17 protein-coding genes and 1 pseudogene are annotated in these 22497 nt (G+C 71.0%); 10 read left to right on the forward strand and 8 right to left on the reverse strand.

Translation table 11 applies throughout. From position 1 onward, the window contains the following. Nucleotides 1-29: 29 nt before the first annotated feature. Together FHX80_RS26680 and FHX80_RS26685 are read right to left on the reverse strand one after the other, a co-directional pair. Nucleotides 30-449, reverse strand: coding sequence for a (2Fe-2S) ferredoxin domain-containing protein (locus FHX80_RS26680; RefSeq protein WP_145766514.1), 420 nt, complete (start codon nucleotides 447-449; stop codon nucleotides 30-32). Then, nucleotides 446-2413, reverse strand: a complete 1968-nt coding sequence (locus FHX80_RS26685) for a heavy metal translocating P-type ATPase (RefSeq protein ID WP_145766515.1) — start codon at nucleotides 2411-2413, stop codon at nucleotides 446-448. Before FHX80_RS26685 ends, FHX80_RS26680 begins: the two co-directional genes overlap by 4 nt. A gap of 93 nt (nucleotides 2414-2506) precedes the next feature. Here FHX80_RS26685 and FHX80_RS26690 point away from each other — a divergent pair, with 93 nt between their 5' ends. Further along, the gene (locus tag FHX80_RS26690; RefSeq protein WP_145766516.1) at nucleotides 2507-2896 is read left to right on the forward strand and encodes an ArsR/SmtB family transcription factor; all 390 of its coding nucleotides are present in this window, start codon (nucleotides 2507-2509) and stop codon (nucleotides 2894-2896) included. Between the two features lie 347 nt (nucleotides 2897-3243). Here FHX80_RS26690 and FHX80_RS26695 read toward each other — a convergent pair whose 3' ends face one another. Together FHX80_RS26695 and FHX80_RS26700 are read right to left on the reverse strand one after the other, a co-directional pair. Further along, nucleotides 3244-3861, reverse strand: coding sequence for a GNAT family N-acetyltransferase (locus FHX80_RS26695; RefSeq protein WP_145766517.1), 618 nt, complete (start codon nucleotides 3859-3861; stop codon nucleotides 3244-3246). 395 nt (nucleotides 3862-4256) lie between these two features. Beyond that, complete coding sequence (locus FHX80_RS26700) at nucleotides 4257-4862, reverse strand: GOLPH3/VPS74 family protein (RefSeq protein WP_145766518.1); 606 nt, start codon at nucleotides 4860-4862, stop codon at nucleotides 4257-4259. A 568-nt stretch (nucleotides 4863-5430) separates the two neighbouring features. Between FHX80_RS26700 and FHX80_RS26705 the strand changes: the two genes are divergently transcribed. Further along, complete coding sequence (locus tag FHX80_RS26705) at nucleotides 5431-8439, forward strand: AfsR/SARP family transcriptional regulator (RefSeq protein ID WP_280118762.1); 3009 nt, start codon at nucleotides 5431-5433, stop codon at nucleotides 8437-8439. 128 nt (nucleotides 8440-8567) lie between these two features. On the opposite strand, the gene FHX80_RS26710 is transcribed toward FHX80_RS26705, so the two are convergent. Beyond that, nucleotides 8568-8870, reverse strand: coding sequence for a hypothetical protein (locus tag FHX80_RS26710; RefSeq protein WP_145766520.1), 303 nt, complete (start codon nucleotides 8868-8870; stop codon nucleotides 8568-8570). Nucleotides 8871-9276: 406 nt separating this feature from the next. Here FHX80_RS26710 and FHX80_RS26720 point away from each other — a divergent pair, with 406 nt between their 5' ends. After that, nucleotides 9277-10851, forward strand: coding sequence for a tryptophan 7-halogenase (locus FHX80_RS26720; RefSeq protein ID WP_145766522.1), 1575 nt, complete (start codon nucleotides 9277-9279; stop codon nucleotides 10849-10851). A gap of 48 nt (nucleotides 10852-10899) precedes the next feature. Here the strand turns inward: FHX80_RS26720 and FHX80_RS26725 are convergent, their stop codons facing one another. Beyond that, nucleotides 10900-11343 (reverse strand): FAS1-like dehydratase domain-containing protein, encoded by a 444-nt coding sequence (locus FHX80_RS26725; RefSeq protein WP_145766523.1) that lies wholly within the window; start codon nucleotides 11341-11343, stop codon nucleotides 10900-10902. 169 nt (nucleotides 11344-11512) lie between these two features. Between FHX80_RS26725 and sbnA the strand changes: the two genes are divergently transcribed. The 3 genes and pseudogenes from sbnA to FHX80_RS36845 form a co-directional block, all read left to right on the forward strand. Next, on the forward strand, nucleotides 11513-12535 hold the full coding sequence (gene sbnA / locus FHX80_RS26730; protein ID WP_244318452.1) for a 2,3-diaminopropionate biosynthesis protein SbnA: 1023 nt from the start codon (nucleotides 11513-11515) through the stop codon (nucleotides 12533-12535). After that, on the forward strand, nucleotides 12529-13587 hold the full coding sequence (sbnB, locus tag FHX80_RS26735) for a 2,3-diaminopropionate biosynthesis protein SbnB (RefSeq protein WP_145766525.1): 1059 nt from the start codon (nucleotides 12529-12531) through the stop codon (nucleotides 13585-13587). The genes sbnA and sbnB overlap by 7 nt, the downstream gene beginning before the upstream one ends. 510 nt (nucleotides 13588-14097) lie before the next feature. Beyond that, a pseudogene (locus tag FHX80_RS36845) lies at nucleotides 14098-14226 on the forward strand (IS30 family transposase); the annotation flags it as partial. A gap of 85 nt (nucleotides 14227-14311) precedes the next feature. Here FHX80_RS36845 and FHX80_RS26740 read toward each other — a convergent pair. After that, entirely contained in the window at nucleotides 14312-15307 is a 996-nt protein-coding gene (locus FHX80_RS26740; protein ID WP_145766526.1) for a TauD/TfdA family dioxygenase, read from the reverse strand. 197 nt (nucleotides 15308-15504) lie between these two features. Further along, nucleotides 15505-16485 carry an acyl-ACP desaturase gene (locus FHX80_RS26745; protein WP_145766527.1) on the reverse strand — a complete coding sequence of 327 codons (981 nt, stop codon included), beginning with the start codon at nucleotides 16483-16485 and terminating at the stop codon, nucleotides 15505-15507. Nucleotides 16486-16633: 148 nt separating this feature from the next. On the opposite strand from FHX80_RS26745, the gene FHX80_RS26750 reads away from it, so the two are divergent. From FHX80_RS26750 to fabF, 4 genes are read left to right on the forward strand one after another with little or no spacing between them, the layout of a single operon-like run. Continuing rightward, nucleotides 16634-18121 (forward strand): class I adenylate-forming enzyme family protein, encoded by a 1488-nt coding sequence (locus FHX80_RS26750; RefSeq protein WP_244318453.1) that lies wholly within the window; start codon nucleotides 16634-16636, stop codon nucleotides 18119-18121. Beyond that, a complete protein-coding gene (locus FHX80_RS26755; RefSeq protein WP_145766529.1) occupies nucleotides 18118-19365 on the forward strand; it encodes an aldehyde dehydrogenase family protein in 1248 nt (415 codons plus the stop codon). Before FHX80_RS26750 ends, FHX80_RS26755 begins: the two co-directional genes overlap by 4 nt. Further along, on the forward strand, nucleotides 19362-21185 hold the full coding sequence (locus tag FHX80_RS26760) for a thiamine pyrophosphate-binding protein (protein WP_145766530.1): 1824 nt from the start codon (nucleotides 19362-19364) through the stop codon (nucleotides 21183-21185). The genes FHX80_RS26755 and FHX80_RS26760 overlap by 4 nt, the downstream gene beginning before the upstream one ends. Then, nucleotides 21185-22450, forward strand: coding sequence for a beta-ketoacyl-ACP synthase II (fabF, locus tag FHX80_RS26765; RefSeq protein ID WP_145766531.1), 1266 nt, complete (start codon nucleotides 21185-21187; stop codon nucleotides 22448-22450). Before FHX80_RS26760 ends, fabF begins: the two co-directional genes overlap by 1 nt. The last annotated feature ends 47 nt before the right edge of the window (nucleotides 22451-22497 follow it).

Here is a 22497-nt window from a genome sequence, read left to right on the forward strand (position 1 = left end):
GAATGGGGTTCGCCCGTCCCGGGGACCGGTCACTCCTCGAGTTCGTGCCGGACGCGCCGTGAGGGCTGGAAGGTGTAGAGGTCCAGGACGCCGGGGGGCTCGGCCAGGCCGGGACCGCCGCCTTCGACCCACGCGGTGATGTCGGCGGCGGCGCCCGGGTCGTTGACCGCGCCGAGCCAGACCGGCCGCCCGCCTGCCTTGCGGCCCTCGGCGGAGGGCTGGATGACGACGACGTTGGCGCGCTCGCACGCGTCGAGGCAGTCGGTCCGCCGGACCATGGCCACTCCGGCCAGTGCGGTGCGCAGGTCGGTGAGTTGGGCTTCATGGTCGAGGCGGGGGACCTTGGCCGGAGTGCCGCAGCAGCATCCCCGGCAGACGGTCACGGTACAGCGGGCACCGGCCGCCCCCGCGGGAACGGCCGTGCGGTCGCGGCGGGCGCGCTTGTTCACGCTGTGTCCTTGGCAGGGCGGGGCCAGGCGGTCTCCCGCAGGAGGCGCAGGCCGTTGAGGCCGACGATGATGGTGGATCCTTCGTGTCCGGCGACGCCGAGCGGCAGCGGGAGGGTGGCGATCAGGTCCCAGGCCACCAGCGCCGCGATGAAGACTCCGGCGATGGCGAGGTTCTGCAGGACCAGGCGGCGGGCCTTGCGGGATAGGGCCACGACAGCGGGGACGGCGGAGAGTTCGTTGCGGACCACGACGGCGTCGGCGGTTTCCAGGGCGAGGTCGGAGCCGGCCATGGCGATACCGGTGTGCGCGGCGGCCAGGGCGGGGGCGTCGTTGACACCGTCGCCGACCACCAGCACCCGACGTCCCTCGGCCTCCCACTCCCGTACGGCGGCGACCTTGTCCTGCGGCAGCAGTCCGGCACGGACGTCCGTGATACCGACCTCGGCGGCCAGATGGCGGGCGGCGCGCTCGTTGTCGCCGGTCAGCAGGCCCGGGGTCCGGCCGGTCAGTTCGGTGAGCGCGGTCACGGTGGCCCTGGCGTCGGGGCGGAGCCGGTCGGCGATGCCCAGCACCCCGGCCGGTACTCCGTCGCGCAGCACGAGGACCACGGTGCGGCCCTCGTCCTCGAGTTCCCGTACCACGCGGCTGGTTCCGGGGCCGACGGTGGAGGCCAGGCGGGCCGGGGAGCCGACCTGTACGGTACGGCCGCCGATGGCCGCGGTGACGCCCTGTCCGGGGGCGGAGGTGAAGCCGGTCGCCTCGGCGAGGTTGAGGCCGCGGTCGTGTGCGGCCCGGACGACGGCGCGGGCGAGCGGGTGCTCGCTGGGGTGCTCGGCCGCCGCTGCCAGCGCCAGCAGTTCGTCCTCGTCGAGGCCGTGACCGGGCAGGGGGCGGATGTCGGTGACGCGAGGGGTGCCCTCGGTCAGGGTGCCGGTCTTGTCCAGGGCGACCATGTCGACCTGGCCCAGGCGCTCCATCACGACGGCGGACTTGGCCAGCACGCCGTGGCGGCCCGCGTTGGCGATGGCGGAGAGCAGGGGCGGCATGGTGGAGAGCACCACCGCGCACGGCGAGGCGACGATCATGAAGGTCATCGCGCGAAGGAGGGCCGGCTGGAGGGCGGAGCCGAAGGCGAGCGGGACCGCGAAGACGGCGAGGGTCGCGATCACCATGCCGATCGAGTACCGCTGTTCGATCTTCTCGATGAACAGCTGGGTCGGGGCCTTGGTCTCGGAGGCTTCCTCGACCATCTTCACGATCCGCGCGATCACTGAGTCCGCCGGCTCGCGCTCCACCCGGACGCGGAGGGCGCCGGTGCCGTTGACGGTGCCGCCGAACACCTCGTCCCCGGGCTGCTTGGTCACCGGGAGGGGCTCGCCGGTGATGGTGGCCTGGTCGACGTCGCTCGCCCCGTCGATCACCCGGCCGTCGGCGCCGACCCGCTCGCCGGGCCGCACCAGGACGATGTCCCCGATGCTCAGGGAGTCCGCTGCCACGCTCTCCTCCCCACCGCCGGTCAGGAGCCGGGTGGCCGTGGTCGGTGCGAGGTCGAGGAGGCCGCGTACGGAATCCGCGGTGCGGGCGGTCGCCACGGCCTCCAGCGCGCCGGACGTGGCGAAGATGATGATCAGCAGTGCCCCGTCGAGTACCTGCCCGATGGCGGCGGCGCCGAGGGCGGCCACCACCATCAGCAGATCCACGTCCAGGGTCTTGTCCTTCAGGGCCTTCAGGCCCTCCCACCCCGGTTCCCAGCCGCCTGTGACGTAAGTGGCGGCGAACAGCGGCGCCCACGCCCACACCGGGGCGTCGAGCAGCTTGAGCGGGAGGGCGGTCAGGAACAGGACCAGCGCGGCCAGCGCCCACCGGGCCTCCGGCAGAGCCAGAACCCGTGTACGCCGCCGGGGCGGTGCCGGGCGCAACCCGTCGGCAGCCGGGGCAGGCCGCTGGTCGAGAACGGACGACATGACAGAACAACCCTTCACGGGCGGATGAGACAACACCTACACCATACAGGAACGTATGAACAGGTCTTCAGGTGTCGTCGGTATGATGGCCACATGGGCCACGGAACGGACAACGCCAGCAGCGCCACCACCCGCGAGCGCCTCGACGCGGTCGGCGCCGCCGATGTCGCCGCGACCCTCCAGGCCCTGGCCACGCCCTCCCGGCTGCACATCCTGGCTCGACTCCAGGAAGGGCCCTGCTCGGTCAGCGACCTCGCCGAGGCTGTGGGCATGGAAGCCTCCGCCTGTTCCCACCAGCTGCGCCTGCTGCGCAACCTCGGACTGGTCACCGGCGAACGCCACGGCCGCTCGATCATCTACGCCCTCTACGACAACCACGTCGCCGAACTCCTCGACCAGGCGCTGTACCACGTCGAACACCTGCGCATGGGAATCCGCGACACCGCCGTGGCCGTGACCGAAGGGGAGCCGGCCGGTCCTTAGCCGACAGGGCGCCGCGCCCCTCGCGAACGACCACTGCCGTGGGCCGTCGTTGGTGGCTGGCGAGAGGGCGATCTGCCCAGGCCGGTTCTCGCGGAACCCCTCGTTCTACGGCCGAGTTCTGCGGGGCCGTTCCGCGAGTGGCTGACTGAAGGGGCACCGACTGCGGAAACCGGCGCAGCGAAGCTGAGCAGATCCTGAACCCACTGCGTTGAGGCCGCCCGCTCTCACCGACGGCGCCGACCCCTGCCACAACTCAGTGCTGAGCCGCAGCCGCTCAGCGGCCCCGGCGTGACGCGCCGCCTCGGCCACCCGCGCGAGCCGGCCCTCCGCGGGACCCGGTGAGCTGATCAGCTCCCCGTGCCCGGCGCGACTGGTTGCTCATCGACCACGGCCGTAACATCCGGGCTGTTGCCGCTGGAACGGGGCAGGGTGGTCGCGGACCACACGCCGAACCACTGCTCGGCGCCGTACTCCTCGAACCGCGCCACCTCGATGAACCCCAGTCTCGCCGTGAGGCGCATCGAGCGGGCGTTCGCGGTCTGGGTACAGAGCACCACCGGCTCGCCGGGAAGCGCGTCGGTAAACCATTCGAGTGCCGCTGCGCACGCCTCGGCGGCGTACCCGCGTCCCCACGCCCCCGGCATGAACATGTAGCCGAGCTCGGCCTCCGCGCCATCCGGACGGACATGGCCCGGACGTGACGCATCGCGCTGATCGAGTGTGATCATGCCGATCATCGCTCCGTCGAGATCGATCACGAAAAGGCCAGGGCGCCGCCCGGGTACCTCGGGCACCGCGCGCTCGAGCTCGTCAAGTGGTCGAGGGCCGCCGAGGTAGGTGCCCACCTCCGGCGAGGCGAACAGCTCGATGAACGCCGCACGGTCCCGGGCCTCGGACTCGCGGAGCACGAGCCGCGCGGTCCTGATCGGGGCAGGCGGCCAGGCGACGGGGCCGAGCTCAGTCATGGCGGGCAACCTATCGCACGCCCGCCGGGCAGGAGCTTCGGGCGACCGATCGCGGCGGAGCTTCTGCCGCGTCGGCCCGATCCGGATCGGCGCCAAGGACGCATGGTGGTCCATCAGTACCGGGTGCCAACCCGGACCGGAGCGGGCGTACACAATCACGCTGCCGCTGCTGCGGAAGGACGCACACCAGCCGTGGCCATCGTCTCCAGCTCTGCGGTGCCTCATGAGACACCGTGATCGGACCGTGGGCCCGGGCGCCCACCCTGTTTCCAGGTGCAGGCCGTACGACCCCGACCGGAACCGGTCCATGGACACGCCATCGGCGCCGCCCGGCGGCGTGGCGACCGTTCACCCCCGCCGTCGGACTCGACCGCGCACCCGGACCCGCACGCGACTCACGGTCCGCGCCAGAGGTTGGCGAAGGCCGCGTTCTCGATGGACCGCCGCTGGCGTACGGCCTCCAACTCCATCACCGCGTCGTGGACAACGGCCACCACGGTCGTCACCGCCTCGTCGTCGAGGCCGGGCTCGTCGTCTGATCGTTCGCCGTCGATACCCACGGCCGAGGCGAGGGCGACCAGAACGGGCTCCTTCTCCTTCCAGCGATCGGCCGCCCGGCGGTGGGCGGGCGTATCGACCGGTTCCACGTGTTCCGAGCCGAAGGACAACCGGCCGCTTCGCTTCCGCGTCAGCTCACCGTCCTCCTCCAGAGCGGCCTGGTACGTGGCCGAGAGGTCGCGGCCCCGGCGCCACAGCCAGTCCTCGATGCGCTCGTACGGCGCTTGCCGAGTGAGCGCTGCGGCAGCCTCCGCCATGAGCCGATCGTCCGGCGCCGGCGGTTCACCCGGCACGATGCGGTCACCGTCCACGGCGACCGCCCCCGCACCGATGAGATCGATCAGCTCGGCCCCCGCGAGTGCGAGCGACAGGTCACCCTGCCCCACAGAGTCCTTCGACCTCGGGTCCATGGCGATGGTGAACAGGTCTTTCGCCGTGGTCATGAGTGGCTCCCCTCGGAGACATCGACAAAGGTGCGTCCCAGCCGACCCGGCCCGCGTCCGGGACCGGACCGGCGGCGGGGGCGACTGTCACGATCAGTATCGCTCCCACCCGGCGCCAGGAGGAGGAGCGGCGGCACCTCGATCGAGAAAAGCGGCCGGTTCCCGGCGTCGTACGGGACCAGACCGCCGACGAGATCCTGAACTCGCCGGCCGGTGGCCTCGAAAAGATCAACACACCAAGAGAAGTGAAACGAACTTCAACTCGCTATTCGAGGTGTAAGGCACCAGGCGTTACGTACGTAACTCTGAGATGAAAACCACCTATGTGTGTTCGCCATGTGGTGGGAGCCGACCCGGCTGCGACGTCACGGTCAGGGATTGCAGGGTCGCTGTACAGACTCGAACCCACCAAAAAAGCGTGCAGGAACTTGCAAACTGTTGGGAACGTTGTGACCAAAGTGGTCTGATCTTGACCAGGTGCGGTGGCGAGTCCGTCGGACACGGTGAAGAGACGGCGGCAACGGGTGCGTTGTGGCCATGGGGAAAGGTGGGGGCGACGTTGCTTCAGATGACGTTCCGAATCCTGGGGCCGTTAGAAATCGAGGTGGATGGCAGGCCGGTGCCGCTTCAGGGGGCCAGGCAGCGCACCCTCATGTCGATGCTTCTGCTCGCCCCCGACCGGGTGGTCTCGGTCGACACCCTTGCCGAGGCGGTGTGGCGCGGCAGCCCGCCCGCGACCGCCCGCAACCAACTCGCCATCTGTGTGTCCGCGCTGCGCAAGACCTTCAAGGCGGTGGCGGGTCTCGACGACGTCCTCGTCACCAGCCACCCGGGCTACATGCTGTTCTCCGGTGAACACAGCATCGACGCAGTCGAGTTCGAGCGCAGTGCCGCGCTTGGCCGGGAGGCCGCCAGAGGCGGCCGGGCCGAGGAGGCGTGTGCCCGCTTCGAGGACGCCCTCGCGATGTGGCGCGGCCCCGCTCTGGAGGGCATCACGGCCGAACGGGTCGAGGCGGAGGTGAGCAGGCTCGACGAGATGAGGCTCGATGTGTACGAGGAGTACACCGGGCTGCGCATCGGGCTGGGGCAGCATCGCGAGCTGCTCGGCGAGCTGAACGCGTTCACCCGGGCGCATCCGCTGCGCGAGCAGGCCACCGCGCACCTGATGCTCGCTCAGTACCGCTCGGGCCGACGCGCGGAGGCTCTGGAGACGTACCGTTCGGGGCGGCTGCACCTCGCCGGTGAACTGGGCATCGATCCCGGCCCCGTACTGCAGGAGCTGCACGAGTCGATCCTCGCCGACGCGCCGGCGCTGAGCGCACCGGCCCTGGCGGTCACCGTCGCCGCGCGCGCCGTCGTCCCCGCCCAACTACCCTCCGACATCGCATCCTTCACCGGGCGCAGCAACGAACTGGCCGTACTGGACGGACTGCTGGGAAGGGTCGGTCGTGGTGCGCTGCCCGTGGGGTCGGTCGCGGGCATCGGGGGCGTGGGCAAGACCGCGCTCGCCGTGCACTGGGGGCACCAGGTCGCCGCCCGTTTCCCCGACGGCCAGCTCTTCGCCGACCTGCGCGGATATGACGAGGACGAGGCGCCGCGCCGCCCCGGCACCGTTCTCGACAGCTTTCTGCGCGCGCTGGGGGTCGCCGCGCCCCAGATACCCGCCGACCAGAACGAACGCGCCGACCTCTTCCGCAGCGTCCTGGACGGCCGACGGGTCCTGATCGTCCTCGACAACGCTCGCTCCTTCGCCCAGATCCGTCCCCTGCTGCCCGGCACCGGACACTGCTGCGTGCTGGTCACCGGCCGCGACGCGATGGGCGGCGCGCTCGCCGGCGACTACGCCTTCGAGTCGCTGAACCTCGGAGCGCTCGACGAATACGAGGCGAGCGCCCTGCTGGGCCGGGTCGCCGGGGACGACCGGCTCGTCGCCGACCCTGTGGGCGCCGCCAGGCTCGGCGCGTTGTGCGACCGGCTGCCGCTCGCCCTGCGGATAGCGGCCGCCCGGCTCGCCGCCAAACCCCACTGGTCGGTACGCACCTTGGTCCTGCGGCTGGAGGACCAGCGCCGAAGACTCGACGAGCTGAGCCCGGACGAGCGTGGTGTACGTGCGGGCCTGCGACTCAGCTACCGGGACCTGGCTCCGGGCGCCGCCCTGATGTTCCGCCTCCTGGGCCTGCTCACCGTGCCCGACTTCGCCGCCTGGTTCGGGGCCGCCCTGCTGGACATCGACCTCGTGGACGCCGAGGACCTCATCGAGGAACTGGTCGATGCCCAGCTCCTGGAGCCGCTCAGCGCGGGCGCCGACGGCCAGGTCCGCTACCGCTTCCAGGAACTGCTGCGGCTGTTCGCCCGCGAGCGCGCGTACGCGGAGGAGAGCGACAGCAACCGCAGGGATGCCGTGCAGCGGGCCTACAAGGGCTGGCTGGGCCTCGCGCACGAGGCGCACCGGCGCGTCTACGGGGGCGACTTCACCCTGGTGCGCAACCCCGCCGCGCCGCATCCGCTGCCCGCGCACCTGGTCGAGGTCCTGCTCGACAGCCCGATGGGCTGGTTCGAGACCGAACGTGCCGCGATCATCAGCCTGGTCGAGCAGGCGGCTCAGGACGAAAGGGCGGCGGCGTACGCGTGGGGGCTCACGGCGGTGAGCGTGACCCTTTTCCAGAGCCGTAACTACCTCGAGGACTGGCGGCATTGCGCGGAGCTGTCCCTGGGAGCGGTGCGGCAGGCGGGGGACCCGCTGGGGGAGGCGGCGATGCTGCACTCGCTGGGCACCCTGGAAATCGTCCAGTGGGACTACGACAGTGCGCACGAGCGCCTCGGCCTCGCCCTGCGGCTCTTCGAGGAGCAGGGCGAGGAACAGGGCTGCGCGCTGGTGCTGCGCAACATGGCGCTGTGCGAACGCTACCGGGGCGAGCTGGACCGGGCGGCGGTGCGGGGCCGCGAGTCCCTGGAGATGTTCCGGGCGGCCGGCGACCGGTACGGGGAGGCGTACGTACTTGGCTTGCTCGCGCAGATCGAACTGGAGCGCGGCGAGGCGGCCACCAGTCTGGAGCTGTCTGCCGAGGCCATCGCCCGGGGCCGGTCGCTGGGCACCGGACGAGGCGAGGCGCAGAGTTCGGTGCGGCTGGCGGAGGCTCTGACCTGGCTGGGTGAGGGCACACGGGCTGAGGAGGCGTGCCGTCGGGCCCTTGAGCTGGTGCGGGGAACGGGCGATCGCCGGGGTGAGGCACACGCGCTGCGGGCGCTGGGGGAGGCCCTCTGGAGCCAGAACCGGATGGCCGAGGCGGAAACGGTGCTCAGGGAGGGGCTCTCGGCGGCCCGCGAGGTACCGGACCGCTTCCTGGAGGGGCGAGCGGCAGCCGTCCTGGGGTGCCTGCTGGCACTCCGCGGCGACCGGCCCGCGGCCGTGGACGGCATCCGCGACGCGGCAGGCCTCTTCGCGGAGATCGGGGCGGCGCCGAGATGGCGGGAGAGGGCGGAGCGGTTGCTGGTGGCGGTGAGCGGGGACGGGACGGCCGGGAGCGCGGGTGGGGAACCGAGTCCCGAGAGCCTCTTCGCCCTGATCAAGCCGTAGGGGCGATTCGCTCGGGATGCGATCCGGGCCACTTGCTCCGGCGGCCCGGACCGCCCCAATCGTCCAGTCGATCTGCCCGGATCTCATCGTGCACCCGTCCGAGCGGCATGGTTGTCCAAGACGATCGGTCAGGTGGAGAGTGACCCGAGCGGGGGGTACGCAACGTCCTGGCCCGAGGCGGTCCACGGGTCGTCCTTCGGCATGGCGGCGGCCATGGAGGACCAGGAGCCCTCGCCCCGGGCCGAGTTCGGGGAGGAGTGAGTCCAGGGGGCGCCGCTGACGGACTCGGGGTGCGGCGCGGTCCATGGGTCGTCGCCGGGGGTCGTGATGGTGACGCCGAGCGCACCGGTCGCAGCGAGGAGCAGCGCTGCGCCCGCCAACAGGCCGCTGAAAGGAGCGAGGAGCTTCGTCTGGAGAGTGGTGCCCTTCAAGTGATCCCCCTGGATGTGGTGAGTGTGCGGGCCGCCGTCGGCAATGCCTCACGGGGCTGGACACTAGGGAGAGCCGGTTTCCGGGCTCTTTCGAAATTCTTTCGCCGCGAGGAACACGGGAAGACCGAGGCCGCCGTGATACGGCCGATCCGAATACGAGAACCGGCCTGGGAGACATGAGCGCCGGACGGTCTTGGGGTGCGTGCGCGCCGGTGGGAGATCGCGGTGCGTTCGGTGGTCGGGGTGGGGCACGGCACAGCAGGCGAGGTGGGCGGCCGTGGGGTATCCGGTGCCCTCGCCGACGGTGATCCAGAGGACGGCGGTGGTCCTGGCGCCGGCTCGGGGAGTCGAGGTCAGGACCGGGGAAAGAGAGATTCCCTGTAGGCCTCGGGGTTGACATCGAGGAATGGAAAGCCGCATCAGAAACATCGTCGTCGTGGGCGGCACCACGGCCGGCTGGCTCAGTGCCGCCTACCTTGCCGGAATCTTCCGGGGGGCGGTACAGGTCACCGTCCTCGAAGCCCCCGCGGGGGAGCAACGGGCCGATACCGGGATGACCGGAGGTGTGCAGGCCTTGCCTGCCGAGATGCAGAGCGAGTTCTTCGACCCGCTCGGAATTCAGGAGTCCGATTGGATGCGGGCCTGTGACGCCTCCTTTCGGATGGCCGCCCGCTATACGAATTGGCGCACCGGAGGCTCCGCGCAGTGGGTGGCCAGGGAACTCCCGAACGGTATTCCCGACTACTTCTATGACCCTGTCGGCGGAACCGGAACCGGAACCGGAACCGGAACCGGAACCGAGAATTCGGAATTCGCGCTTCCGTATCACTGGGCCTGGCGGAGGAGCGCGGGGGAGACCCTGGAACCCCTCGACCGCAGCTGTTTCCGAGCGCCCCCACTGCTCGACGCGAAGAAGTCTCCGCGCTGGCTGGACGGCAGGGCCGCGCTGCCTTACGGCTGGCACGTCGACGAAGGGCTGTTCACCGCGTACCTGCGCCGCGTGGCGACCGGCGCGTGGGATGTCCGTACGGCGCAGGGGGTGCTGCGGGGCGTGGACCGTGACTCCCAGGGGTACGTCAGGGCAGTCGTCACGACGGGCGGGCTGCGCATCCCGGGGGGCTTCTTCCTCGACTGCAGCGGAGCCCGTGCCGCCCTGCTCGCCGGGGCCCTCGGCGAGCCCCGCATCGCTGACGCCGGCCGGCTGCTGTGCGACAGCACCGTCACGCTGACCTCGCCCGCCGACCCGGACGCGGGCATCGCCCCGTACACGAGCCTGACCGCGGCGCCCGACGGCTGGCTGTGGCGGATGCCGTTGCCGGGGCGCACGGGTGTCGGGCGGGCCTTCTCGACGGTGCTTGCCCGACCCGAGGACGCCGGCCGGGAACTCGCGGTGCTGTGCGGCCTCGACCCCGAGGCGGCGGACGTGCGCCACCATGCTCTGTCATCGGGGCGAATCCGTCGAGCCTGGGTCAAAAACTGTGTGGCGATGGGAAGTTCGGCCTCCGTCGTGGAGCCGATCGGCACTGCGGGGACGGACGGTGTACTGCACGCACTGCGCCAGTTCGTACGGCACTTCCCGTCGGCCGTCGCGCGGGAGGCCCCCGCGCCCCGCTTCAACCGCGAGGCCGAACGCCGTTACGAGGCGGACCGGGACCACGTGCAGTTGCACTACGCGTCCGCGCCCCGCCGGGACAGCCCCTTCTGGCGTGCGCAGTCCGCCCGGCCGGTGCCGGCCGCACTGCAGGATCTGAGATCGGCATATCGGGGTGGATTCCCGTTGTCCGGGGCCGACTTGAGAAGTCTCACCGTGCTGGCTTCACTGGACACCGGACCGCCTCTGGCGCCGCCCGTCCTCGCTCACCTGGACCGCGAACGCGCAGAGGCGGCGAAGCAGTTCGCGTGGATCGCACGGCAGCAGCGCATCCTGGCCGAGACGCTGCCCCCGGCCAGTGAGTACCTGGCCCGCCTGCACGGGAAGTGAGAGACGGGTGGCCGGCGCTCAGGGGGCGCGGGATGCCGGAGCAGATGCTCAAGAGGCGCGGGACACCAGCGACATGAACACCGTCGCCACCGGACCGCCCGCCGCGTCCTCCGTCTCCGCACGCAGTTCGAGCAGGTCATTGCCCGCGAGGGACTTCACCGCGTCTATGTGCATGACCATCCGCAGCACGTCTCCGGCGTACACCGGCCGGACGAAGACGAACCGCTGGTCGCGGTGGACCACCCGTGTGTAGTCCAGTCCGAGTTCGGGATCGAGCACCACCGGGTCGGACGCCCGCTGCATCAATGCGGCGAGGAAGGTCGGCGGCGCCATCACGTCCCGGTGGCCGAGCGCCCTGGCCGCCCGCGGGTCGTGGTGCACCGGGTGCTCCGCGCCGACAGCGGCCGCGAACTCCCTGATCTTCTCGCGGCCCACCTCGTACGGAGCGGTGGGTGGGTAGACGCGGCCGGCGAAGGCGGGATCCAGGGGCATGAGAGCTCCAAGTCACAGAGTGCGAAAGGTGGTTCGGCAACCCTATGTCCCGGGCGCAGAGGCTTATAGATCGCCCATAGCGGGGTTGGACACGCTCGCCACTCCCAACGCATCGCTGTTTCACGAAGGGAGAGCCGTGTCCGCAGGGCTCAAGGGTATTCTCTCGACGGTGGGCAGGACGCCGCTCATTGAACTGGAGCGGCTGGTTCCCGGCTTCTCCTCGCGTGTGTACGCCAAGGTCGAGCGGTTCAATCCGGGCGGTAGCATCAAGGACCGGTCCGCGCTCAGCATGCTTCTCGGCCGGATCAGGTCGGGGCAGCTGGTGCCCGGCCGCTCGACGGTCATCGAGTCGAGCTCCGGCAACCTCGCCATCGGACTCGCGCAGCTGTGCCGGTACTTCAGACTGCGCTTCATCTGCGTCGTGGATACCCGCACCACCGCGCAGAACATCGCGATCCTGCGGGCGTACGGTGCCGATGTACGCATCGTCTCCGAACCGGACCCTGTCACCGGTGAGTTGCTGCCGCAGCGGTTGAAGCTGATCGCCAGGCTGCTGGCCGAGATCCCCGGCGCGTACAACCCCGACCAGTACTCCAACCCGCTCAACCCGCAGGCGCATCTGGCCACCATGGCCGAGATCGACGAGGCGTTGGACGGTGAAGTCGACTATCTGGTGCTGTCCGTCGGCACCTCGGGGACGCTGGGTGGCTGCGCCGAGTACATCCGCGGCAACGGGCTGCGTACGAAGATCATCGCGGTGGACGCGGTCGGCAGCGTGCTCTTCGACTCGACCTCCACATGCAGCCGGATCATCCCCGGTCACGGGGCCTCCGTACGTCCCGCTGTCCTCAACCGGAGCGACGCACACCGGGTCGTGCACGTCGGTGACCTGGAGTGCGTGGTGGGCTGCCGCCGGTTGGTGGACCGGGAGGCCGTGCTGGCCGGTGGCTCGTCGGGGGCGGTGGTCTCCGCACTGGAGCTGATCGCGCCGGAGGTACCGGCGGGCTCCACCTGTGTGCTGGTGCTTCCCGACAGCGGCGAGCGGTACCTGGACACCATCTATGACGACGCCTGGGTGCGCCGCCAGTTCGGCGAGGTCTCCCATCTGTGGAAGCACCCCGTCGAACTGCTGACCGGGCAGAGCGACACCAACAGCGACAGACAGAAGAAGAGAGAGGTCATGCCGTGCTGATCGTCGGACACCGCGAGGTGCGCAACCTGCTGGACGGGCACGACAAGGAGGTGCTCGAACTCGTAGCGGACGCCTACCGGTTGCACGACGAGGGGCGCACCGCCCTGCCCCACTCGGTCTTCCTGCGTTTCCCCGAGGAAGACCGCAACCGCATCATCGGACTGCCGGCGTACCTGGGCGGCGACCATGCGGTGGCCGGGATGAAGTGGATCGCCAGCTTCCCCGGCAACGTGGCGTACGGCACCGAGCGGGCCAGCGCCTCCATCGTCCTGAACTCGATGGCCGACGGCCGCCCGGAGGCGTTCATCGAGGCCTCCGTGATCTCCGCCCGCAGGACCGGGGCCTCGGCCGCGCTCGCCGCTGGACTGTTCACCGAGGATCCGGTGGGGATGGGCCTGGTCGGGCTCGGGCCGATCAACCTGGAGGTGTTGCGCTTCTGCGCCGCGCGGCTGCCGTCGCTGCGGGAGGCGCTGGTGTACGACCTGGACCGCGGCCGTGCGGAGGCGTTCGCGGACCTGGCCGGGAGCGTCGTACCGGGGGTGGAGGTGCGCGTGGCGGACGATGCGGCGCAGGCACTGAGCGCGTACGGGCTCGTGTCGTTGGCGACCACGGCAGGGACTCCGCACATGGATCTGTCCGGCTGCCGGGAGGACGCCACGGTGCTGCACGTGTCACTGCGCGACCTGACGGTGGAGGCGGTGCTCGGCGCGCAGAACATCGTCGACGACACCCATCACGTCTGCCGTGAGCGGACCTCTCTGCATCTGGCGGAACAGCGCACCGGGGGACGGGAGTTCGTGGACGCGGAGATCGGGGCGCTGCTGCGCGGCGGCTCCGGGTTCCGGCGCGAACCGGGCCGCCGGGTGGTGTTCTCGCCCTTCGGGCTCGGGGTGCTCGACCTGGCACTGGCCCGCTGGGTGCGGGACCGGGCGGGCGTGGAGGGCGTCGGCGTGCGGGTGGAGGGCTTCCTGCCGGGGCCGGGGCCGGACCAGGAGCCGCAGTCGCGGACGCGGTCGGAGCCCGAGTCGGAGCAGGCCACCGCCGCGGTGTGACGGGCGGCCGTACGCACCGGGCCGTACGCACCGGGCCGTACGAACCGGGCCGTACGAACCGGGCCGTACGCACCGGGCCGTACGCACCGGGCCGTACGCACCGGGCCGTACGAACCGGGCCGTACGAACCGGGCCGTACGCACCGGGCCGTACGAACCGGGCCGTACGAACCGGGCCGTACGCACCGGGCCGTACGAACCGGGCCGTACGCACCGGGCCGTACGAACCGGGCCGTACGCACCGGGCCGTACGAACCGGGCCGTACGAACCGGGCCGTACGCACCGGGCCGTACGAACCGGGCCGTACGCACCGGGCCGTACGAACCGGGCCGTACGAACCGGGCCGTACGAAGGGGCCCCGCGCACGCGAGGACCGAGGGCCCCAGGGGCGAAGGAAGCCGACCCGTGAGCGGGCGGCATGCTTCCAGCTCACACGGCAGGGCTGCGGCAGCAGGGAAGCCTGCCGGATCGTCGGCACCGATGTGCGGACGGGCAGGCGCCGGTACCGGTCGGGGCACCAGCCTCATGGGCCACGGCCGCGAGCGCCTCGATGCCGACGCCGCCGAACTCAACGGCGGCCCGCGCGAAACGCTCGGCTGGGAATCCCCAGCCGAGCGCCCGCACCAACTGTTCGCGGCCCGAACAGCGGACCACGTGGTGCAACGACCCCTCGAATCCGCCGCCGACGCCCGGGGCCCCTTTCGTCGTAGCGGCGAGGAAGCGGTCAGCCGAGTACGGCGCCGGCCGCGTGCCGCAGCGGGCGGGTGCGGCGGTTGTCCAGCGACGCGTACACCCGGTGCAGCCAGCGGTCGGTGCCGTCGTAGCGCGGCGAGAACGAGGAACGGCCGTGCACCGCCAGGCGGTTGTCCACCACCGCGAGGTCGCCGGGGGTCAGCGCCAGCGCGGACGTGACGCGGATGAGGACGTCGCGCAGTTCCGCCATCGCCTCCCGGGCCTCGTTGTCCAGTGGGTGGGTGGCGTGGAAGTCGACCAGGACATTCGGGTCCTCCGGGGCCCCGGGCAGGATCGCGTGCGCGGGTGCGGCTCCCTCGCGGATCTCGAAGGACGGCGGTGCCTCGGTGAGGAAGCGGTCCTCGGAGAGCACCCGGCGGGCCCGCTCGGACAGCAGCGGCAGCGCGCGGCGGACCGAAGCGGTGCACAGGCGCGCTTCCCCCGACGGGTCCTCGCGTACGCACAACAGTCCGATGTAGTCGGGGCGGTTGTTGTGGAACGCGTTCTCGGTGTGCATTTCGAGGAGCTCGGAGCCGGCGTTGGACTGCTGGCTCTCCTGGCCGGGCACGGGCACCACGTTCTGCACGAGCGCGCCGGACTTCTCGTTGCGATAGGCGATCACCTCGCCGAGCTGGAGCATCGCGGCGGTGACGACCGCGGCCGCCGTGGACGCGGTGCGCTCCACGGACCCCGCGTGCGAGGGCGTCGACGGCAGCCGGGTTCCGTCGGCGGGGGCGACGGGCAGGTTGCGGATCAGGAGTACTCCGTCGGGTCCTGCGTCATGGCGGAAGGCACGCAGTTCGGCGAGCAGCCGCCGCGGCAGCCCGGCCGACGCGTTGCGCACCGCGCGTATCCAGTCCAGGTCGTCGGTCGCGGCGGGTCCGGTCTTCGCGAGGTGGTCGGCGAGCTCGCCGACCACCTCACGCTCGGGGCCGGTGAGAACCAGGGCGGCTGGGGACAGCGTGGTCTCCACAGAGGTCTGAGTCATGAACGTGCCTTAGCTGTAGGTGAGTCGGGGCCGTGTGCCAGTACGAGGCCGGCGGACTCGGCCAGTCTCTTCGGGGCCGCTATATCGCCCCTATTCGTGCCGGTGCGTCCCCGGGGGCCGGTGCGGGCGCCGGCGGCCGCGGCCTCCACCGGTGCTCGTACGGTCCGGGCTTCCGCCGTCGCGCACGGTGTGCGGCCCTACACTGCTGCCGCCGCGCGGCGGGCGAGCCGTACGCGGCGATCCTCGCGGCGGGCGGTGAACCGGGAGGCCTGCTGCTCCAGGCCTTCCAGGAAGGAGGCCAGTTCCTCGCGGGCCTGCTCGCCGACCGGGCCGAAGCCGGTGCGCTCGAAGACGCGCAGGTGGCGCAGGACGGGCATGACGACCTTCTCGTGGTGCAGCTGCAGGTCGTAGATTCCGGCCATCGCGATCATCATGGAGAAGCGGGCGAAGTCGGGCTGGTTCTCGCCCGGCATCCGGAAGTCGAGCAGCATGTCGCGGATGGCGACCATGGCGTCGTCGGGTGCCCGGTCCAGGGCCGCATCCAGCAGGTTCCGGTAGAAGAGCATGTGCAGGTTCTCGTCGGCCGCGATCCGCGCGAGCAGCCGCTCGGCGATCGGACAGCCGGTCGCGCTGCCGGTGTTGCGGTGCGAGACCCGGGTGGCCAGCTCCTGGAAGGTGACGTACGCGAGCGTCTCCAGGACGCCGCCGGGGGAGCCGCCGCTACCCGCCGCCATGTGCGCCAGGCGGCGCCGCTCCAGGTCGACGGGGTCGACGGCGCGCGTCACCACGAGGTAGTCGCGCAGAGCGATGCCGTGCCTGGCCTCCTCGGCGGTCCAGCGGTTGGTCCACTCGCCCCAGGCGGCGTCCCGGCCCAGTGTGCCGGCGAAGTCGCCGTGGTAGCCGGGGAGGTTGTCCTCGGTGAGCAGGTTGACGACGAGCGAGGCCTGGACGGCGGGGTCGAGGACGGTGTCCTCGGGCGTCCAGTCCTCGCCTCCGAGGAGGGCGTAGTCGCGGCCCCGGCTCCAGGGCACGTAGTCGTGCGGATTCCAGTCCCTCACGGCTTTCAGATGCCGGTCGATGTTCTGCGCGACGATCGGCTCCAGCTCGTGGAGCAGCGCCAACTCTTGTTTCGGATGCGGTTGCCGGGGTGCGGTGGTGCTGCTCTCCCTGGGTGTCATGGTCTCCCCCTCGACGGTTCGGATTCTCGACCGTAGACCAAGAATGACCACTTCCAGGCGACTCGTGGCAAATATAGATCACCTGTAGTCAGGTTCGTAGCATCGTGTTCGAACTAATCGAATGTCGGGCCGGGGGTGTGCTGGGCGGATGCTCATCAATGCGGAAGGCAGGCGAATATCGTCCGCCGGTGTGGACGGTGCCTGTAGGGCTGTCGCACGGGAACTGCGCGGGCGGGGGATAAACGAGCGGAGCAGGGTTCTGCTGACAGGTGAGAATACTCAGGAATTCATTCTCGTCCTGTTCGCGCTGATGGAGTGCGGGGCCTCGGTCGCGCTCGCCGACCGGCGGATTCCCGCCGACCAGCAGGCGGCACTGGCCGTCGACGCCGGGGTCGACCGGATCCTCACCGACAACGCGCTTCCGGAGCGGGCCGGGGGGATCGGCCAGGAACTTCTGGCCGATCTGGTCGGCGGCGCGATGGCCGGGTGCGAACCGTCCGGCGGCGCGGCCGAGGCGGCCGAAGAGGGACCGCTCGGCTTCGACCGCTGGTTCGCCCGCGAGGACGCGCTGATCGTCTGGAGCTCGGGAAGCACCGGGGCCCCCAAGGGGATCGTGCGCTCCGGAGCCGCGGTCCGCGCCAACATCGCCCGGACCGCGGCCCGTATGGCGTATCGCGCGGACGACGTGCTGCTGCCGCTGCTGCCCTTCACTCATCAGTACGGGTTGTCCATGCTGCTGCTGTGGATGCAGACCGGCGCGACGCTGGTGCTCCAGACCAGCAGCCAGCGGGTGGACCGGGCGCTGGAGGCGATCGCGGCGTACGGCGTGACCGTCGTCGACGCGGTCCCGGCCATGTACTCCACCCTCCTCAACCTGGTGGACGGCGCACGGGCGGGGACGAACATGATCGGCTCGGTCCGCATGTGGTGCGTCGGCGGCGAGCCGCTCGGCCGGGAACTCGGTGAACGCTTCGTCCGTACGGTCGGAAGTCCGCTGCTCGACGGCTACGGCAGCAGCGAAGCGGGCAACATCGCTCTCGCCGTGCACCCCGACCCCCGGGGCTGCGGCCGGCCGCTGGACGGTATCGAGGTCCTGGTGCTCGACGACGCGGGACGCGAGGTCCCCGTGGGGGAGACCGGCCAAGTCGTCGTCCGCACCCCGGACTACATGACCGGCGTGCTCGGCCCCGCGGGCACACTGCTCCGGGTGGAGCGGGACGCGTACCGGACGGACGACATCGGCTGTCTGGACGGAGCGGGCAACCTGACCGTCCTGGGCCGCAGGGACGCCGTGCACCGCAATGGGCACACTCTCTACCCGGACGCGATCGCCGCCCGGGCCGGCGCCTGCGGTGCCCCCGTCCGGGTGGTGCCCGTGCAGGGCGGCCGGGACGACCGGGTGCACCTGGTGTTCTTCGTCGCCGACGCGGCCGGGCAGCCTGCCGCCAAGTGGCGCCGGGAGCTCGCGCAGTGCGTGGCGGAACACGAACTGCCCAACCGAGTGGTCGTACTCCAGGAATTCCCGTTGAACAACACCGGGAAGATCGACCGCCGGGCACTGCGTGAAATGGCACTGCGGGAGATATCACCGCGTGAAATGGCACCGCGTGAATCCATGAGAGGCGTACTGCAATGATTGAGGTAGTGGCCAGGGAAGGCACCGAACTCCCTGCGGAGTACGAAATTCCTTGCGGGGATCGGCGCAAGGCCCTGCACGATGTGGCGAGCCTGCTCCGCACTCGGCGCGAGGAAGTCCTCCAGGTGCTCTTCGAGACGTGCAACTACCGCACCGCGTGCGGGGAGATAGACGTCTCCATCGAGGCGCTGGAGGGCGCATACGACGAGGTGATGCGATTCAAGCCGCCGCGCGTGAAGCAGATCGGCGTGCTCATGCCGTCGAACATCCCGCTCTACAGCTACATCCTGTACCTGCTGATCCCCAGCCTCTACAGCGAACGCGTGGCGTTCCGCCCCTCGGGTCGCATCAGCGGCCAGACCGAGAAGCTGCACAAGTTGCTCGGCACCGCGCACGACCTGCCCGTCGAGATGTGCCTGACCGGCCAGCGCGACTTCCTCGCGGTGGAGGCGGCCCGCTCCGAAGTGCTGGTGTTCACCGGCACCTTCGACAACGCGGAGAAGATCCGCGGGCAACTCCGCAAGGACCAGCTGTTCCTGTACTTCGGGCAGGGCGTCAACCCGTTCGTGGTCGGCCCGGACGCCGACCTCAGCAGCGCGGTCAACGGCGCACTGCACGCCCGCATGATGAACTCGGGACAGGACTGCTTCGGCCCCGACGTCTACTTCGTGCACACCTCGCTCAGCTCGCAGTTCTGCAACCTCCTGGCCCGCCGCGTGAGCTCGCTCAAGCACGGCCGCAACGAGGACGCGGCCGCCGACTACGGCTCCATGTACTACCTGGACGCCTTCGAGTCGGCGCTGAGTCACCTCGTCGACAACCGTGTCTTCATCGCGGCCGGCGGCCGGGCCGACCTCACCGAGGGACACCTCGCCCCGACCGTCCTGGTCCGGCCTGTCGAGTCGGCGGTGCGCCCCCCGGAGATGTTCGCGCCGATCTTCAACGTGGTGCCGTACACCAGCCGCGAGTGGCTGAGCTCGATGCTCACCCACCAGTACTTCGAGGAGCGGGCGATGGCCGCCACCGTCTACGGCACCGACCCCGACCTCGTCGAACTGCTCGGCCGCCGCCACACCGTCAGCGTCAACAGCACCCTCATCGACATCGAGAACGGCAACGCCCCCTTCGGCGGTACCGGCGTCCGCGCCAACTACGCCGCCATCAGGGGAGAGCGGCACACCGAACCGCTGCTCATCTCCAAGGCGGTCGCCGACCACGCGATACCCGCCGGAGGCCCGCGATGAGCGTCGCTCCCGCGCCGGACGACGACACGCCCACGGTGACCGGCTCCTGGAATGTCGTCGTCCAGGTCCTCGAACAGGCCGGTGTGCAGGACGCGTTCGGCCTCCCCGCCGACGACCTCGACCTCCTCGGCGCCCTCGACACCACCGGCATCCGCCTGGTGCTCTGCCGCGACCAGCGCAACGCCCTCTTCATGGCCACCGGTTACGCCCTCCAGTCCGGGCGGACCGGCATCGCCTTCACCGGAAAGGGCCCCGCCGTCACCAACGCCCTCACCGGCCTCCTGGAGGCCAAGTCGTCGGCAGCGCCCCTGGTGCTGCTCTCGGCGGGCACGTCCGCCAACAGGCGTGGGGCCGGAGCATTCCAGGAACTCGATCAACTCGCCGTCGTGGCGCCACTGGTGAAGTGGGCCGCCCGCATCGACGATCCGGCCCGCCTGGTCCCCATGCTGCGGCGCGCCCTGCTGATCGCCCGAGAAGGCGTCCCCGGGCCGGTCTACCTGGAACTCCCCGACCACCTGCTGACCGCCGAGATCCCCTACGCGGGCGTCGAGGCGGACGAGTACGAGGCGTTGCGCCCCCGCACCGTGCAGCTCGCCGAGGACTCGACGGCGGTACGCACCCTGAAGTCCGCCGAACGGCCCGTGCTGCTCGTCGGCGGCGGGATGCGCCACCACAACGCCGACCGGACGCTGGAACGGCTCGCCGACCACATGGGCGCCGCCGTGTTCTGCACCGCCAGCGGGCGCGGCGCCTTCGACGAGAGCCACCCCCGGTTCTGCGGCCTCGCGGGGCTCTACCTGCCGGAGGCGGCAGGGGAGCTGTGGCTGGACACCGACTGTGTCGTCACCCTCGGCAGCCGACTGGAGGAGACCGCCACCTTCGGCTGGCCGTGCCGCATCGGCACCGAGGTGCCGGTCGTCCAGGTCAACGTGGAGGCCGCCGAATTCCACACCGACTTCGCCGGGCCCAAGGTCCTCGCGGACGCCGCGGCCCTGATCGCGGGACAACTCGCCCGCGAGTCGGTGTGTGCGCCCTCCCCCGACTGGAGACGGCGCACCGCCGCCATCCACGAGAGCCTGCACACGGCGCACCGCGCCCACCTCGCCGAACTGGCCGAGAAGCCCGAACTGCACATCGCGGAAGTGCTGGCGGCGCTCTCCGACGTGCTCCCCGACGACCTCGTGCTGGTGCAGGAGAACGGGCTCCAGGACATGTGGTCCTACAGCTACCCGGTGCACCACGCGGCCCCGGCCGGCGGGTCGGTGGTCCCCTCCGAGCAGACCAGCCTCGGGTTCGGCGCGGCGGCCGCGGCCGGTGTGAAGGCGGCAGCGCCGGGCCGTCCCGTCGTCGCCCTCGTCGGCGACGGAGCCTTCGGGCTCTTCGAGTCCGACCTGGTGACGGTCGCCGAGCAGCAGCTCGCAGTGCTGTACGTCGTCCTGGACAACGGCGGGTACGGCTGGCTGCAGAGCCAGCTCGACCAGCGGGAGAAGCCGCTGCCCCGCTACCGGTTCACCGACCCGGCGGGACCCCGGCCCGGCGGCCGTGAAGTACCGGGAGTGCAACGCCAGTTGCTCGCCGACAAGGCGACCCTTCGGGCGGACGTCGCGCAGGCGTGGAAGTACTGCGAGTCGGGAAGGCCGGTCGTCCTGCACGTGCCCGTCGCGATGACGGACTCGCTGTTCGGGGCGGTGGCGGGCGGCGGGGACTTCCCGCTGCTGCCCGCGCCGGACCACATACAGGACACACAGGAGCACGCCGCGGACGCACAGGACACGCGCGGCGCGAACGGTACGAACAACTCGACCGAGGGGAGCCCGTGATGGCGACGGACCGCACGACGAACAGAGACCGCACCAGGGTCGTCATCACCGGCTGGGGCATGGTTACTCCGCTCGGTCTGGACGCCACGACCACCTGGGAGGGACTTCTCGCAGGACGCAGCGGCATCGGACCCATCACCCAGGTCGAGGCCGGCGACCTGCCCGTGCAGATCGCCGGCGAGGTCAAGGGGTTCGACGCCGCCCAGCACCTCCCGTACAAGGTGGTCCGCCGCACCGACCCGTACGCCCGCTACGCGCTGGTCGCCGCGCAGGAGGCCTTGAAGCACTCCAAGCTCGTCATCGACGAGTCCAACGCCGACCGGGTGGGCGTCCTGATGGGCAGCGGCTACGGCCCGATGAAGTCCATCGCCGACCACGTCCGCGACCTCGACGCCAAGGGCCCCCGCGCGGTCTCGCCCCTGGCGGCCGTCACCGGTGCCATCGACAGCGCCCCCGGCGAGATCAGCATGGCCACCGGCGCCCGGGGACCGTCCCGGGCCGTCAGCAGCGCGTGCGCGTCGGGCACCGACGCCATCGGCGAGGCCACCCGCTGGATCCGCACCGGGGCGAGCGACGTCGTCATCGCGGGCGGCGCGGACGACATCGTCACCCGCGTCGACATCGCGGGTAGCGGCAACGCCCGCGCACTGTCCGGACGGCCGGGCGACCCCACGGAGGCGTCGCGGCCCTTCGACGAGGACCGGGCCGGCTTCGTGATGGCCGCCGGGTCGGGCGTGGTGATCCTGGAGTCGGCCGAGCACGCCCTGGCGCGTGGCGCGCAGATCCTCGCCGAGGTCGTCGGATACGGCGCGAGCTCGGACGCGTACCACTGGACGGCCCCCCACCCGGAGGGCGTCTCCGCGCGTCGTGCCATGCGGGAGGCCCTGCACGACGCGGGCCTCGCCCCGGGCGACGTCGGCTACGTCAACGCGCACGGCACCGGCACCCAGCTCAACGACAAGAGTGAACTCAACTCGCTGCGGGCCGTGTTCGGCACGCATATCGAGTCCATCCCGGTCAGCTCCACCAAGTCGATGACCGGCCACATGATCGGCGCAGCGGGCGCGGTCGAGGCCATCATCGGGGCCCTCGTCATCAACGAGGGATCGGTTCCGCCCACCGTCAACTGCGAACGCCCGATCGACCCCTCGGTCAACTTCGTCGCGCACACCGCGCAGGCGCACGACGTCGACGTGGTCATGAGCAACTCGTTCGGCTTCGGCGGCCACAACGCGGTCATCGTGATCCGCCGCTGGGCCGCTTAGCCGCCCCTGGCCATCCGTGGCGTCCTCAGCACCCGCACCACCGGCAG

Origin of the sequence: Streptomyces brevispora (assembly GCF_007829885.1) — a bacterium.
Classification (GTDB): Bacteria; Actinomycetota; Actinomycetes; order Streptomycetales; family Streptomycetaceae; genus Streptomyces; species Streptomyces brevispora.

Bases quoted from the DNA above. Each gene is read 5' to 3' on its own strand.
- FHX80_RS26745 (WP_145766527.1), bottom strand. From the start codon at position 16,485: ATGACACCCAGGGAGAGCAGCACCACCGCACCCCGGCAACCGCATCCG.
- fabF (WP_145766531.1), top strand. From the start codon at position 21,185: ATGGCGACGGACCGCACGACGAACAGAGACCGCACCAGGGTCGTCATC.
- FHX80_RS26705 (WP_280118762.1), top strand. From the start codon at position 5,431: ATGACGTTCCGAATCCTGGGGCCGTTAGAAATCGAGGTGGATGGCAGG.
- FHX80_RS26700 (WP_145766518.1), bottom strand. From the start codon at position 4,862: ATGACCACGGCGAAAGACCTGTTCACCATCGCCATGGACCCGAGGTCG.
- FHX80_RS26750 (WP_244318453.1), top strand. From the start codon at position 16,634: ATGCTCATCAATGCGGAAGGCAGGCGAATATCGTCCGCCGGTGTGGAC.
- FHX80_RS26695 (WP_145766517.1), bottom strand. From the start codon at position 3,861: ATGACTGAGCTCGGCCCCGTCGCCTGGCCGCCTGCCCCGATCAGGACC.
- FHX80_RS26755 (WP_145766529.1), top strand. From the start codon at position 18,118: ATGATTGAGGTAGTGGCCAGGGAAGGCACCGAACTCCCTGCGGAGTAC.
- FHX80_RS26690 (WP_145766516.1), top strand. From the start codon at position 2,507: ATGGGCCACGGAACGGACAACGCCAGCAGCGCCACCACCCGCGAGCGC.
- FHX80_RS26740 (WP_145766526.1), bottom strand. From the start codon at position 15,307: ATGACTCAGACCTCTGTGGAGACCACGCTGTCCCCAGCCGCCCTGGTT.
- FHX80_RS26760 (WP_145766530.1), top strand. From the start codon at position 19,362: ATGAGCGTCGCTCCCGCGCCGGACGACGACACGCCCACGGTGACCGGC.
- FHX80_RS26720 (WP_145766522.1), top strand. From the start codon at position 9,277: ATGGAAAGCCGCATCAGAAACATCGTCGTCGTGGGCGGCACCACGGCC.
- FHX80_RS26685 (WP_145766515.1), bottom strand. From the start codon at position 2,413: ATGTCGTCCGTTCTCGACCAGCGGCCTGCCCCGGCTGCCGACGGGTTG.
- FHX80_RS26725 (WP_145766523.1), bottom strand. From the start codon at position 11,343: ATGCCCCTGGATCCCGCCTTCGCCGGCCGCGTCTACCCACCCACCGCT.